Below are 14,515 nucleotides of genomic sequence, written 5' to 3' on the forward strand. Positions count from 1 at the left end.
GCGGGTGTCCTGCACTAAGCTTCTCAGGACACAATCTGGTGAATCTGGGACACGAGGGAAAGCATGTATACCTTGACGCGAAGCGCCAGCCTTACCAGCTATGAGCAGGTTGCCCGTTCAGTGGGGCTCGATCCTTTTCGCATGCTGCGCATGGCCAAGCTGCCGGCCAGTGTCCTCGACGACCCGAACATAATGATCAGTAGCGATTCGGTAGGCTGGCTACTTGAGGAGTCAGCCCGCCTGTCCGGCCAGGAGGCCTTCGGACTGCTGCTCGCGGAAAAGCGACAGCTTTCCAACTTTGGCATGCTGGCGCTGCTTATCCGCGAAGAACCAACACTGCGGGCAGCCTTGCAGTCTTGCTTGCGCTATACGCGACTGCATAACGCCGGCGTGCAATTGTGGCTTGAGGATGCAGGCGACATGACCCTGCTGCAGGTGGGTGTGAATATGCAGGGCCATCATGGCGTCTGGCGCCAGGCGATAGAACAAGCCACCGGTATCATGTTGCGGACGTTGAGCATTCTGAGCGGCCATAGCTTCCGGCCGGTCAGGGTCTGTTTCACTCATGAATGCCCTGCCAGTCTGGAGGTGCACCACCGCGTGTTGGGAACAGCCATCGAGTTTTCCCAGGAACTCAACGCCATCGTTTGCCGCGCACGCGATCTGGATATGGCAATCCCTGAGGCAGACCCGGCGCTGCATCGCGAAGTGAAGCGATCGCTGGACATGATGCTGGCCAACCTGCGCGACGAGCCGGCGCAGCGGGTGCGCCAGATCGTCAAGATGCTGCTGCCAAGCGGACTGTGCTCTGTCGAAGGGGTTGCCCAGCATCTTGGCATGCATCGACGCACCCTTAACCGACACCTGGCGGTCGAGGGTGAGAGTGTCACAACGATCATTAATGCTGTACGTGCTGAACTCGCCGAAGAGTATCTGGCCAACAGCAAGCGCCGACTGTATGAGGTCGCCGAACTTCTCGGTTTTTCTTCTGCCGGTGACTTCTCACGCTGGTTCCGCAGCCGTTTTGGCAAGACACCCTCGGCCTGGGCCGTCTCCTATCGAGAGAGCAAGGCGGCAGCCGAGCCTGTATCGCCTCAGTAAATAGAAAGACAGGTTCGTCGACTCTCAGCCTGCTGGCCAGCCACTGTCTGGACCTGTCGTCGCCATCCAGCCATGGCCTGCTGCTGGCGTCCCAACACGCGAAGATTTTGTCCCCCAATGCACCTGGCATCACTCTCCTGCAACCTACTATAGGTCCGCAGCCTCTCCTCCATGGGTAGGCGCTAGCAACATCTCTCCATCCTCTCGCTCAATACATCGTCGATGAAAAATGAAACGCCGCCATCGGCCGAGGGAAATCCTACGCATGCCCAAGCTTGTTCGCGCCGCCGTCTTGACCAAATACCTGGAAGTCACCCAGCAGCTGGGATTCAACCCCCACGACGTCATGGCAGACATCGGGCTGAGCAAAGCTCAGCTACAAGCTCCCGAATATCTCATTCCCATCGATGCCGCCGTGCGCCTGCTGGAAGATTCGGCCGTCGCCAGTGGTTGCCAGACCTTCGGCCTGAGCATGGCCGAGTCGCGCCAGCTTTCAGACTTCGGCGTGGTCAGCCTGCTGCTCAGCCATCAGCGCAGCCTGCGCGAAGCGTTGCAGGTGATGGTGCGCTACCGTCATCTGATGAACGATTCACTGGCGATCTTCGTTGAGGAGGCCGGCAAGATGGCGATCATTCGTGTAGAGATGGTCACCGAAACGCCCATGCCCAGCCGCCAGGCCACGGAGCTGGCCATCGGCCTGATGTTCCGGCTGTGCTCGGCCCAGCTCGGTTCGAACTGGCAGCCTTACAGCGTCAACTTCATGCACCAGCCGCCGGACAACCTGCACCTGCACCGCCGCCTGTTCGGCTGCAACCTGGAGTTCGGCAGCGAGTTCAACGGCATCGTCTGCTCCGACGCCAGTCTCGACATGATCAACCCCCATGCCGACCCGGCCATGGCCCGTCATGCCCAGAGCTACCTTGACTCGCTGCAAAGCCCCGAAGGCACCTCGATGCTGTTCGAAGTGCGCAAGGCCATCTACCTGCTGTTGCCCATGGGCCGCGCCACCATCGAGCAGATCGCCCAGTCCCAGGGCGTGAACGTGCGCACCCTGCAACGTCGCCTCAAGGACCATGGCTGTGCCTTCAGCGACCTGATCAATGATGTGCGCCGCGCCCTGGTACTGCGTTATCTGGAAAACCCTAACCACTCGCTGAGCCACATTGCCGACATGTTCGGCTTCTCCATGGCGAGTTCCTTTACCCGTTGGTTCATCAACCAGTTCGGCATGCCGCCGGCGGTATGGCGCAACGCGCAGAAACAGTCCGCTTCCCCCTCAACTTACTCTGCAGCCTCCAAGCCTTTCTGAGCCCGCGGCAAAAAAAACGGCGACTGCTGGTACAGTCGCCGCGAAAAACCGGTGTTTGTGACACCGGTCAAGAGCTTCACCGTAACGAGGAGCCAGCCCAGTGAAGCCCTGCCATAAATCGTAAACGACGACTCATAACCTCACCTCTATCCCGGCTGCACTGAAGGGCTCAGGCACGCTCTGACCCTCAAGCCGGGCGATATCTCTGTGGTAATGACACTTGGCATAAAAGAACACCGCCGCCGCCAAGAGGCTGACCAGCGGCACCAGTTGAAACGCGGCATGCAGACCGATGAGGTCGGACACCCGGCCGGTGATGAATGGCCCGGGCGCCAACCCCAGCAGATTGTTGGCCAGGGTCAGCGTGGCGAACGCCGTGCCGTGCACGGAGTAGTGGGTCAGGTTGGCAACCATCGCACCGCTAGGTCCGGTGGTGCCGGTGGCAATCAACATGCCCAGGCAGATCAGCAGCAGTTGCACCGGCCCCGCCTGCAAGGCAAACGCCGCCGACAGCAACAGGCAACTGCCCAGGCAAAATCCGATGGCCAGGCTGACCTTGCGCTTCGGCGAGTGGCGACACAGCCGATCGCTGAGCATGCCGCACAGAATCATCCCCACACCGCTGCACAGCACGATGATCGCCGCCATGCCGCCGGCCTTGTCGGTGGGCATGTCGTAGTAGCGGTTGAGGTAGCTGGGAATCCACACCATCACCGTGCCGCCGACGAATAGCTGCAAACCGCTACCCACGTACGTGGCGATCACCGAACGGCTGGACCACAGCGTACGCAGCGGCCGCTTGACCGCCGCCGTTGCCTTGTTGGCCACTTGCGCAGCACGTTGCGGCGCGATGCGTGCTTCCTTGACGATAAGCGGATAGAGCACCGCCAGCACCAGGCCAAACAGAGCCATGCCGGCGAAGGACCATCGCCAGCCCAGCTTGGCCGCGATGGCGCCGCCCAGAGCCATCCCTAAAACAGCGCCGAACAAGCCGCCGGCCATGAAAGCACTGGCCAGGGTGGCGCGCATGTGTTTGGGGAATACCGAGATCACCACGGCGATGCCGACGCTGCCGTAAGCCGCCTCACCGACACCGACCATAAAGCGCGCGATGAACATCTGCGGGTAGTCCTGCGCCACCGCGCAGCCCAGGGTCGCCAGGCTCCATAGCAACGCCATCAACGCCAGGCTCTTGACTCGGCCGAAACGGTCGGCCATCAACGACAGCGGGAACGTCAGCAGGCCAACCATCAGGGCAACGACGCCACTGAGCAGACCGAGCTGTCCGTCGCTCAACGCCCACTCGCTCTTGAGCAGCGGGAACACCGCGTTCAGTACCTGACGCGACATGTAATCGGAAATCAACAGGCCGAACGTCAGTGCAAAAACGATCCAGGCATATTGGCGCGCAACGCCGACACAACCTGCGTCGTCATCGTCGGCGGCGATTGGGTGATAGGCCATGCAGCCTCCTCAAAGTCGTTGTTTTATTGTTGTTATCAAGCGTGTTGCCGCATGAAGTTAACCCGGACGAGGTGTCCATTACTGAGCTATTCAGGACACAATTTTGCGAAACTGGGACAGGGTGGATAGCACGTTTTCCCACGCGAAGGGCCAGCACTTTGAGTGGGTTACTGTCCCAATACGCGAAGTAATTGTCCTGCAGTGCACATGAAGTTGTTCGCTCGCAAACTACTATCGGACCTCGGGCACTGCTCTGCGTAATGAGGCCGGCAACCTGTTCCGGATACCCATTTTCCGCCCCGCCGCACCCGCAAAGACTGGACCAACAATAACAAGCGCCGCCGTAAATCAAGGCACGATTTCACCTGCCCCACGGACCGGCCAAGAACCATCGAAATGGAGACGGAATGCGAGTCGAACAACTGACCTGTGCCATTGGCGCGGAACTGCTCGATGTGAGCCTCGGCGACGCAGTGCGCGATGACGGCTTGTTTAATGAAATCTACGCAGCGCTATTGAAATACAAGGTGCTGTTCCTGCGCGACCAGGATCTGGACAAGCTCTCGCGCCGCGACCACGAAGCATTTGCCATGCGCCTCGGCCAGCTTGAAACCCATCCGATGCTCCCCAGCCACCCGGAGGCCCCAGGCCTCGTGCAAATCTACAAGACCCCGGAGAATCCGGCGGATCGCTACGAGAATGCGTGGCACTGCGATGCCACCTGGCGTGAATCGCCTCCGATGGGCGCTGTGCTGCGGTGCATCGAATGCCCACCGACCGGTGGCGACACCATGTGGGCCAACATGGTGCTGGCTTATGACAACCTGCCCATAGATGTGAAGCAGGAAATCGACAGCTTGATCGCCAACCACAGCTTCAATTCCTCCTTCGCCGCCGCCATGCCAAAGGAAAAGCGCCTGGCTATGAAGGCGCAATACCCGGATGCCGAGCATCCGGTAGTGCGTACCCATCCCGAAACGGGCGAGAAGGTGCTATTCGTCAATGCCTACGCTACGCATTTTGTGAATTACCACAGCCAGGGACGTGTCCGTGTTGGCCAGGACTACAACCAAAAAGGCGTCGACCTGCTGAAGTACCTGATTAGCCAGGCCTACAACCCCGAGTATCAAGTCCGTTGGCGCTGGAAGAAAAACAGCGTGGCGATATGGGATAACCGCTGCACCCAGCACTATGCAGTGATGGACTATCCGCCTTGCCATCGCAAGATGGAGCGTGCGGCCATTATCGGCGACAAACCCTACAGATAAGTAAACGGCCCAGAGCCCAGGGACGCTTCCGAGCGTCTTCCCTGGGTCGCTTGCGGCCCTTCCATCTACTCAGTGACAGGGGCATTTAAACAGGTAGCAGGTCCGGATGCGGATCAACCTGCCCCCTGCTTTTCAATGACGTTGAACGTATCAGTCGTCGTTGTCATCGCGATCGCGGTAGCGACGGTGATCGCGATCGCGATCGTAGTCACGACGATCATATTGACGGTCATAACCTTGATCATCGTCCCCTCTTTGGTCGTAGCCACGTCGATGATCATGATCGTGATATCGACCGTACCTTTCTCCGTCATCCCAGTGCGGGCCGCAGCCTCCCAACAAGATGGCGCTGGAAATGGCCACGATCAACATTACTGCGCGATTCATATGAACGTCCTAAACGTCGGAGGTATGGAATGGTTACAGCTATGACCATTCAGTAACTCAATGATTCCTCTGGGAAATACAAACAAGTGATGGTCACTCCCGGCTACCGCGCCATCGAACGCATCAGGCTGGTTCCAGGCAGGAGAACTGGCACGTGATGCAGGTATGCAGCCTGCCTGAGGCAAGCACAGCCACCCTGCCCGCCCAGACAGCCTGGGTCTGTCATGAATAGCCAAGGGACTGTCGTCAAATGAAAAGCCCCCCTGATACGGGGGCTATTTAATGGCAGTACTAAAAAGCCTCTGGCGCTCGAGCCGACGTAAGCGACTGCTCCGCCTGAGTCACGAGTTGCCTGGTACGCCAGGCAGGAGAATAACAATATGAAATTCGTGAAAAGTCTTCTGGCTGCCGTACCCCTCATGGCGCTGGCCATCGATGCCCAGGCCTATGTATCGAGCCAGGAAGCCGCTCGGCTGGGCACCAGCCTGACGTGGGTGGGTGCCGAAAAGGCCGGGAATGCCGATGGCTCCATTCCGCCCTACAACGGTGGCCTGACCACTGCCCCCTCCAGCTTCAAGACCGGCGACAGCATGCGCCCGGACCCCTTTGCGCACGAAAAACCACTGCTGGTGATCAACGGCAAGAACGTCGATTCGTACAAAGGCATGCTGACCGCCACCACCGTAGCGTTGGCCAGGCGCTACCCCGGCTTTCGCATCGACGTGTATCCGACCCACCGCACTGCATCGCTCCCGCAGGCGGTGCTGGACAATAGCCTCAAGAATGCCAGCGCTGCCAGATCCCTCAACGGAGGGATAGCGTTCGACAACGTGTTGCCTGGTGTGCCGTTCCCGATCCCGCAATCGGGTGCCGAGGCCATGTGGAATTTCCTGCTGCGCTACCAGGGCGTCAACATCCACTCCAAGTACGACTCCTGGAGCGTCGACTCGGCGGGCGTGGCGAGCCTGGCGGTGACGGGCGAGGCATTCGTCTCCTTCCCGATTTACGAGAACATGTCCAGGCCCATCAACAATTCCGACATCTACTACCAGTTGAAACTGTCCTATACCGGACCTGCGCGGCGTGCCGGCGAGTCGATCATGCTCAAGAACGCCACGAACCCGCTGCAGCGCCCCGGCCGTGCCTGGCAGTACATGCCTGCCCAGCGCCGCGTCAAACAGATTTCGATCCTGGCCTACGACACACCCAACCCCGGTACCGCCCGTGCACTCGAACTTTACGACTGGACGCTGGTAGGCAAGCAGGAAATGATCGTGTCCTACAACACCTACAAACTGACCTACGCTCGCGATGCCAAATCGCTGACCACGCCAAACTTCATTGCGCCGGACTTCGTACGCTGGGAAAAACACCGGGTCTACGTCGTGGAGGGCAACCTCAAGGCCGGTGCAAAGCACATCTACCAGAAGCGCCGCTTTTACCTGGATGAAGACACCTGGGCCGCTGTGGCCTCCGATCAGTACGACACCAGTGGCCAGCTCTACCGTGGCTCCTTTGCGTTCTTCAGCCAGAGCTATGACAAGCAGGTCCCGGACGCCACACCTTTCATGACGTACGACCTGTCGAAAGGCACCTATAACATCAATGGCGTGGTGGGCCCTCATGGCGGCATCCGCTACATCGAGCCGCTATCGATAGCGCAGTGGGTGCCAGAGTCCATGGCGGGCGCCGGTATTCGCTAGTCATCGGTCGCACCACTCATGCCACGAAGTCGCAGGCGATCCAGTTTCAGGATGCGCTTGAGGTGGGTAAACAACATTTCGACCTTCTTCCGTTCGTGGTGAGAGCGCACGTACTCCGGCGTCGCTGCGATGCGCCGAGCCACATCACGAGCGGCTTCATGGACGCTGCGAGCGATCTTGCGAAATGAAGTACTGAGGCAGCACTTGGCTTTCATCGGTCAGTGATAAACGCTTCGGTTACAGGTAGAAAACGACCAATCGCGACTTAAGGCATCAACGTGTTTCAACGCTTGCAGCGCTTTGTTGCAAGGCTGGGCGACAAGGCCTCCAATCACTACCCCTTTCGAGTAACCCACCATGGTAATAGGCCGCTACGGCCTGCATCACTAACCTGTCATCTCCCGATCATCATGGTCCTGATGCAGGCCAGGAGTGCCACATTGTGTGTCGTTACCGCTCGTCTTTGAACCTCGGAATCAGCACCTGTCTATCGGCCTGGATAACGACCGCAGCAGCTGATGCGCCCACCGTGCACGTATACAACTGGTACGACTACATCGGTCCGACCACCCTCCAGGATTTCAAGCGCGACACGGGTATTGAACCTGTGTATGACACCTTCGACAGCGGCGAAGTACTGGAAGCCAAGCTGATGACCGGCCATAGCGGTTATGACGTGGTGGTGGCCAGTAACTTCATTCTGCCCGCCCTGATCAAGGCCGGAGCCTTGCAGAAGCTGGACCGCAGCCAACTGCCCAATCTGAAACACATCGACCCTGTGCTTTTGGAAAAACTTCGCGCGAACGACCCTGACAACCAGTACGCCATACCTTACCTATGGGGCACCGATGGGATCGGCTACAACGTTGAAAAGGTCCGCGCCGTCCTCGGTGAGCAGGCACCGGTGAACTCCTGGGACCTGCTGTTCAAAGAGGAGAACCTGGCCAAACTCAGTCAATGTGGGGTGGGAATTCTGGACGCGCCCGCCGAGATCATGCCGATCGCCCTGCACTACCTTGGCCTCCCTCCCAACAGCAGCAACCCCGAAGACTACAAAAAAGCCGAAGCGCTGATGCTGAAACTGCGCCCGTACATCACCTATTTCAATTCGTCGAAGATCGGCAGTGACCTGGCCAATGGCGATATCTGCGTGGCCCTGACCTGGTCCGGTGCGGTTTTCGGTGCGAAGCAAGCCGCCAACGAAGCCGGCAAAGGAGTGAAAATCGAATACAGCATCCCCATCGAAGGTGCACCGCTGTGGTCCGATAACCTGGTATTGGTGAAAGACGGCAGCCACCCCGAGCATGGGCTGGCCTTCATCAACTATATGCTGCGCCCGGAAGTGATTGCGCCTGCTACCAATCTGGCGCTCACCGCCAACGCCAACAAAGACGCGAACGCGCTGGTCTCGGCCGAGGTGCAAGACAACCCGAACATCTACCCCACTGCGCAGGTGATAGCCACGCTGTTCACCCTGCAACCGCAGTCCCATGCGGTCGATCGTATCCGCACGCGCTCCTGGAGCAATATCAAGAACGGCAACTGAGCCGACATCTAACCCGACGCATGTCCTGAACGACCACATCAGTGAGTTGTTTCTGGCCGCCACCGAAGCTGTAGAAGAAGCCATCGTCAATACCTTGCTGGCCGCAGATACCACCCAGGGTGATGGGCATGTGGTGCCGAGACTGGAGCGGTTCAGAACTTGAGGATCTGTGCTGATCGTTGATGCTGCCTGGGGCTGGAAGCATCCATATATGAGGAGGGACTCATTTGCTCAGGCTTTGTGAAAGCCCAAGGCTGAAAACAGGTCGGGGCTCTTCGGTCTCAGCTCGCCTATCCCTCCACCATGGTTTTTTGCTGGGAACAGGTGGGCAGATGTCGCATACGAGGCCTGTCGGGCCTATTTAAATCGCTTGAGCGAAGCCGCTACTACTATCCACTCCAGACCCAGTGAAACACTCGGAATTCTCTGCCCATCCGAGATGACTGGCCAAAAATTAACTACATTTCACGAGGCCAATGTAGGTAGCATCGGCCAATTGCCGCTTTGCAATGGGGTGGAAGCTCAAATGAGCCGTGAACACAACGTGTTGGCACTGTTGCTGATTGTTCCGCTATCGGGCTGCTCCAATGCCCCTTCGATTCCAGTTCTGGGGGCCTACTTCCCCGATTGGCTGTTCTGCATTCTCGCCGGCATGCTGCTGGCCTTTGTGCTTCAGGCACTGCTTGCACGGTCAGGTTACGCAGCCTGGCTGGTGCCGTCAGTTCTGACCTATCCGGTTTTGACCGCGTTGTTGTCGATGAGCACTTGGCTGCTGTTTTTCCAGAATTGATCGGGGACTTGCATCATGAGCGAATCCGCTGTGAACAAACTACCCCGACGCTTGATCGTTCTCGTATTGCTCGGGTTGACGCTGGTGATGCTGCTGTGGGTGGTCTGGCGGTTGGACACCACCCCACGTACCGATGATGCCTACGTGTATGCCGACACCATAAACGTCACCCCCGAGGTGAGCGGCAGCATCGAAGAACTGGCCGTGCGCGAGAACCAGCAGGTGAAACAGGGAGACGTACTCCTGCGCATCGACGCTCGGGTGTATCAGGACGTGCTGGACCAGGCTCAGGCCTCACTGCAGGCGCTGGACAAGGAAATCATTCTGAGCCAGCGTCAGGTTGATGCCCAACAATTCAACTCCGAAGCGGTGACAGCCAGTGTCGAACGTGCCAAGGCTGCCGCCGCGCAGAGTGCCGACACGCTGCGGCGCATGGAGCCCTTGCTGAAGCCTGGCTATGTCTCCGCGGAACAGGTGGATCAGGCCCGCACCGCCGCCAAGAGCGCTCGTGCCGAATTGAATGCGGCGCTGTTACAGGCCAAACAGGCTGCCGCGGCGGTCAGCGGGGTCGATGCGCTGGTGAGCAAGCGCGCGGTGATACAAGCGGAGATAGCCCGCGCCGAACTGGACCTGGAACACAGCGTGGTACGCGCGCCCTTCGACGGACTCATCGTCGGTTTGACCACCTCCAACGGTCAGTTCGCGGCCGCCGGTCATCCCCTCTTCAGCCTGATCGACACGCGTCGCTGGTACGTGGTGGCGAACTTCCGCGAGACCGAACTGGACAAGATCCGCAATGGCAGCCGCAGTACCCTTTACCTGATGGGCGACAGCGGCCGCACCTTCAGTGGTACCGTCGATTCCATTGGTTTTGGCGTGTTTCCTGATGACGGCGGCGCCCAGGCCGCAGGGCTGCCGAAGGTCGCGCGGACCATCAACTGGGTGCGGGTGGCACAGCGTTTTCCGGTACGCATCCGCGTCGACAAACCCGATCCGAACCTGTTCCGCATCGGCGCATCGGCTGTAGCCTTGATCCATACGGGTCAAGATGGGGACTCACCGCAATGAGTGCTGCGCTAACCTGGGAGCGACGCTTCTGGCGCTTCCTTGACGCAGAGCTTTCGCCCTTTCCAGGACGTGGCAACGCACTGTTGCGCAATGTGCTGGCCTGCGCGCTGGTGATCATCCTCTCCATGAGCCTGGAAGTGCCGCTGCTGGCGCTGTCGCTGATCCTGGTGTTTTTCGTCAGCCAAAGTAACCTGGTGCTGACGCGCATGGCCGGCATCCTGTTCATGGTCAGCGCGACCATCGCCATCCTCCTGCTCAAGTTCACCTACGGCTACCCGTTGCTGCGCATCCTCTGCGCGAGTGCGGTGTTCCTCGTCAGTGTGTTCGCCATGCGCGCAACACGCCTCGGTCCGCTGTTTTTCGTGGTAGCCATCGTCACCATTTACGTGCAAAGCCTGGTGGACCTCACTGCACAACCGGAGCTGCTGTTGCGTGGTTGCCTATGGGTGTGGATGGCAGTGGTCTACCCGACCCTGGTGACCTTGCTGGTGAACACCGTGTTGTTGCCCAAAGAGCCCCAGCGGCAATTGCGCGAAACGATGCGCAGGCAACTGGCACAGGTCGATGCGCGCCTGGCCGCGCTGGGTGAAGGGCAAATGGAAACGGCGCGGATCAGCGCGGTGGAAGTCCAGCAAGGGGTGCTCAGCCTGCACAAACTCCTGAAGTTCGCCAGCATGCGCGCGCCCGTGAAGGAAACCCGGGAGATCGAACAACTGGCGTTGATCACCTGTGTTTCTCGTTTGTATGCGGCAGCTGCCGCGCTGAAGTTCAATTGCGACGACACCGAGGCCCTTGCGGCGTTGCGCCAGGATTGCGCGGCCCTGGGCGCAGCCATCGACGCCGATAACCTGTCGCAACCGCCAGTACTGAGCAGTGAAGCCTTGCAACGGTTACTGGCCCCCCCGGCACTGGAAGAAATGCGCGACGCCTTGCGCGCCTTGGCCACAGCCGAACATGCCACGCCCTCCGGTGCTCCGACCGCCAAGGAACCCTTGCTCGTACGCGATGCTTTCAGCAACCCCAATTACCTGCGCTTCGCCTTCAAGACCTGGCTGGCCACGCTGATCTGCTACGTGTTCTACAACGGCGTGGACTGGCCGGGCATCCACACAGTGATGCTGACCTGCGTCATCATCGCCTTGCCCAGCCTCGGCGCCTCGACCCAAAAGGGCTTGCTGCGGATCGGCGGCTGTCTGATGGGCAGCGCGCTGGCGCTGCTGTGTCTCGTTTTCGTTGTTCCGCACATCGAGACGCTGGTCGGCCTGCTGGCGATGAGCCTGCCGGTAATCGCCCTCGGCGCATGGGTCGCCGCGGGCTCCGAGCGCATCAGCTATGCCGGTCTGCAGATCATGTTTTGCTTCGCGCTGGCCCTGCTCGAACAGTTTGGTCCGAGCATCGACCTCACGGAAGTCCGCGACCGGTTGGTGGGCATCCTGATCGGCGTGCTGGTCAGCACTCTGGTGCACGGCGTGCTTTGGCCAGAAAGCGAAGGCGACAGCCTGCGCCGACGCCTGGCGGATGCCCTGCACGAGATCGCCGCGCTGTTGCGCTCACCGGTATTGGAACCGGGAGACCCATCTGACCGCCTGCACGGGCAGAGCCTGCGCAGTTGGCGCCAGCTCGCCGAGTGCGAGGCCATGCTTGCGCGGGTAGCCCTGGAGCCCGGCTGGCATCAGGGCGAGCACGAGGAGCTGACGCTGTTCACCCAGACGCTGCTCGCCAAGGCGCGGGAGGTCCTCCTGCTGACTGACCAATTGCAGCGCAGTCGGGTAGTGCTCGAAGCACAGCTCCCGGCGTTAACGCAGCGCTGGCTGGACGAGCAGCAACAGGAAATGAGTGACTGGCTGGCGCAATATGCCCTGCACCTGCAAACCCAGGGCACAGCGTTTGAGGCCTTGCCTGCGCTCGACGTTACGATGGCGGGAGTTGGCGTGAACGCCGAAGCCCTGCTGCATGACCTGCGCACGTTGCACCACCTGCTGGATTCGCTACCGGACTGGCGACGCTATGAGCAAGGTGCCCTCTCGGAGCCGAGCCCATGAACAGACACGCTCATTGTGCATGGCTGCTCGGCCTGTGCCTGTTACTGGGTGGCTGTGCACTGATCCGCGAAGAAGGCAGCCTGGCACCGCAACGGGACCCGGCTGAGCTACGTCTGGCCGACGACCTGCACCTGGCCCGTGAGGGTTGGCCCGAGGCGAGCTGGTGGAGGCGATACCAAGATCCGCAACTGAACCAACTGATTGAAATGGCCTTCGCCCAGGCCCCCAGCATCGCGCTCGCCCGCAGCCATATCGACCAGGCTCGGGCCCAGGCCGACACGGTGAAATCCTTGACGGGCGTGCAAGTCCAGTTGATCGCGCTGGTCAACCGCCAACACGTCTCCGCCAACGGCTTCCTCGGACCCTTCGCCCAGAATGAGCCAGCCCTCGGGCTCACCGGCCCTTGGTACACCGAGGGTGTGGTGGGTCTTGGCGGAGCCTACCAACTGGATCTCTGGGGACGCCAACGAGCCCAGGTCGACGCCGCCCTGGGGGTTCACAATGCGCGTCAGGCTGAAGAGGCCTGGGTCGAACTGGAGGTCTCGAGCAATGTGGCCATGCTGTATTTCCAGATCCAGACCGCACAGCAGCTACTAGACGACTTGCAACACATGTCGGCCATCACTGCCGAGGTGGTGGTCGCGCACCAGGCGCGTATCGAGCGTGGTCTGGAGTCGCAGCCGCTGAAACAGCAGGCGTTGAGCAACCAGGCACTGATCGATCGCCAGGTGGTCTCCCTGCGCAGCCAGGTATGGCAACTGCGCGAGGCTATGCGCGCACTGCTCGGCGTGGGGGCCGACGTCACCTTGCCGCTGGCACCGCGCACGTTACCGGAGCACGTTTATGGGGTGCCCGATAGCCTGGGTTACGAACTGTTGGCAAGGCGACCTGACCTGCAGGCCTTGAGATGGCTGGTGCAGGCGTCCTATTCGAACATCGACGCGGCCAAGGCGGCCTTCTACCCCAGCTTCGATATCAAAGCCTTTTACGGTGCCGACGCCCTGCACATGGGCGATTTGTGGGCCCATGGCAGCCGGCAGATCAACCTGATCCCGGGGCTGACCCTGCCGATCTTCGACGGCGGCCGCCTCAATGCCGAATTAGCCACCGCCCGTAGCTTGAGCAATGGCCTGGTGTATCAGTACAACCAGGCCGTACTCGACGCCGTACGCGATGTCGCCGTGGCCGGCAGCAAGCAGCAGGGGTTGGAGACGCAGGAGCAGCTGCAGCAATCACGCATCGGCAATATGCGCTTCAATCGCGACAGTGCCACGGCGCATTATCAGCGCGGCCTGCTGGACAGGGTTACAGCGCTTGAGTCGAACCTGCCGCTGTTGGCCGAGCATAGCGGCCTTGCCTTGTTGCAGGGGCAGCGGCTGGAAAGCGAGATTGCCCTGATCAAGGCTCTGGGCGGTGGGTATCACTCCAACAACGCGATTGCAGTGAAGGGAGACTGAGCCTCCTGCGGCATGCTCGGACTATTGTCACTGGTGCCGGGGCGCTTTGTCTTGACCCTCTATTTGATGAGCCCTCGGGACAATCACAATAGTGACTCAAAGAACTAGTCCGACAGCGAAAAAAATCGAGCCCGGTCATTCCCTACGGGCCTGTTGTGGGGCAGCGAGAGGTTAGGTGGAAGTCATATATGCTCCCATTCCTCCAGAACCCTCCGCTGGTTATCGGGAGCGTATTGCCCCCATATTGTTGGTCACTAGTCTGTTTGAGGTATTACCGAAGGCTGACCTTGATTGACTATGACGCCAAGGATTTTCCCCGCATGTCTGCATGCACCGGGTCATTCGGATGGACCAGGCAGCACTACGGCTGCTCCATCCAT

The 14,515-nt window shown here is 59.9% G+C and carries 11 protein-coding genes and 2 pseudogenes; 10 read left to right on the plus strand and 3 right to left on the minus strand.

Annotation, left to right across the window (positions count from 1 at the left end; all coding sequences use genetic code 11):
* Positions 1–63 precede the first annotated feature (63 nt).
* Both AC1D1M_RS02085 and AC1D1M_RS02090 read left to right on the plus strand, forming a co-directional pair.
* Positions 64–1,101 (plus strand): AraC family transcriptional regulator, encoded by a 1,038-nt coding sequence (locus AC1D1M_RS02085; protein ID WP_477774296.1) that lies wholly within the window; start codon positions 64–66, stop codon positions 1,099–1,101.
* Positions 1,102–1,366: 265 nt separating this feature from the next.
* Positions 1,367–2,410 (plus strand): AraC family transcriptional regulator, encoded by a 1,044-nt coding sequence (locus AC1D1M_RS02090; RefSeq protein ID WP_477774297.1) that lies wholly within the window; start codon positions 1,367–1,369, stop codon positions 2,408–2,410.
* 132 nt (positions 2,411–2,542) lie between these two features.
* Here AC1D1M_RS02090 and AC1D1M_RS02095 read toward each other — a convergent pair whose 3' ends face one another.
* On the minus strand, positions 2,543–3,874 hold the full coding sequence (locus AC1D1M_RS02095; RefSeq protein WP_477774298.1) for an MFS transporter: 1,332 nt from the start codon (positions 3,872–3,874) through the stop codon (positions 2,543–2,545).
* Positions 3,875–4,281: 407 nt separating this feature from the next.
* Between AC1D1M_RS02095 and AC1D1M_RS02100 the strand changes: the two genes are divergently transcribed.
* Positions 4,282–5,142 carry a TauD/TfdA dioxygenase family protein gene (locus tag AC1D1M_RS02100; protein ID WP_477774299.1) on the plus strand — a complete coding sequence of 287 codons (861 nt, stop codon included), beginning with the start codon at positions 4,282–4,284 and terminating at the stop codon, positions 5,140–5,142.
* A gap of 150 nt (positions 5,143–5,292) precedes the next feature.
* On the opposite strand, the gene AC1D1M_RS02105 is transcribed toward AC1D1M_RS02100, so the two are convergent.
* The gene (locus tag AC1D1M_RS02105) at positions 5,293–5,529 is read right to left on the minus strand and encodes a hypothetical protein (protein ID WP_477774300.1); all 237 of its coding nucleotides are present in this window, start codon (positions 5,527–5,529) and stop codon (positions 5,293–5,295) included.
* Positions 5,530–5,909: 380 nt separating this feature from the next.
* Here AC1D1M_RS02105 and AC1D1M_RS02110 point away from each other — a divergent pair, with 380 nt between their 5' ends.
* On the plus strand, positions 5,910–7,232 hold the full coding sequence (locus AC1D1M_RS02110) for a DUF1329 domain-containing protein (RefSeq protein WP_477774301.1): 1,323 nt from the start codon (positions 5,910–5,912) through the stop codon (positions 7,230–7,232).
* Here AC1D1M_RS02110 and AC1D1M_RS02115 read toward each other — a convergent pair.
* Positions 7,232–7,450, minus strand: a pseudogene (locus AC1D1M_RS02115) (transposase); the annotation flags it as partial. The gene AC1D1M_RS02110 and the pseudogene AC1D1M_RS02115 sit on opposite strands and share 1 nt — an antisense overlap.
* Positions 7,451–7,674: 224 nt before the next feature.
* Between AC1D1M_RS02115 and AC1D1M_RS02120 the strand changes: the two are divergent.
* The 6 genes and pseudogenes from AC1D1M_RS02120 to AC1D1M_RS02145 all read left to right on the plus strand — a co-directional run bounded on the left by AC1D1M_RS02120 (position 7,675) and on the right by AC1D1M_RS02145 (position 14,135).
* A complete protein-coding gene (locus tag AC1D1M_RS02120; RefSeq protein ID WP_477774302.1) occupies positions 7,675–8,778 on the plus strand; it encodes a polyamine ABC transporter substrate-binding protein in 1,104 nt (367 codons plus the stop codon).
* A 19-nt stretch (positions 8,779–8,797) separates the two neighbouring features.
* Positions 8,798–8,941 (plus strand): annotated as a pseudogene (locus AC1D1M_RS02125) (P1 family peptidase); the annotation flags it as partial.
* Positions 8,942–9,304: 363 nt separating this feature from the next.
* Entirely contained in the window at positions 9,305–9,568 is a 264-nt protein-coding gene (locus tag AC1D1M_RS02130; RefSeq protein ID WP_223458264.1) for a YtcA family lipoprotein, read from the plus strand.
* Between the two features lie 15 nt (positions 9,569–9,583).
* Entirely contained in the window at positions 9,584–10,636 is a 1,053-nt protein-coding gene (gene mdtN / locus AC1D1M_RS02135; protein WP_477774303.1) for a multidrug transporter subunit MdtN, read from the plus strand.
* Positions 10,633–12,678: an FUSC family protein gene (locus AC1D1M_RS02140; RefSeq protein WP_477774304.1), complete on the plus strand. Its 2,046-nt coding sequence runs from the start codon at positions 10,633–10,635 to the stop codon at positions 12,676–12,678. Before mdtN ends, AC1D1M_RS02140 begins: the two co-directional genes overlap by 4 nt.
* Positions 12,675–14,135, plus strand: coding sequence for an efflux transporter outer membrane subunit (locus AC1D1M_RS02145; protein WP_477774305.1), 1,461 nt, complete (start codon positions 12,675–12,677; stop codon positions 14,133–14,135). The genes AC1D1M_RS02140 and AC1D1M_RS02145 overlap by 4 nt, the downstream gene beginning before the upstream one ends.
* Positions 14,136–14,515 lie beyond the last annotated feature (380 nt).

This window comes from Pseudomonas sp. P1_F7 (genome assembly GCF_056405655.1).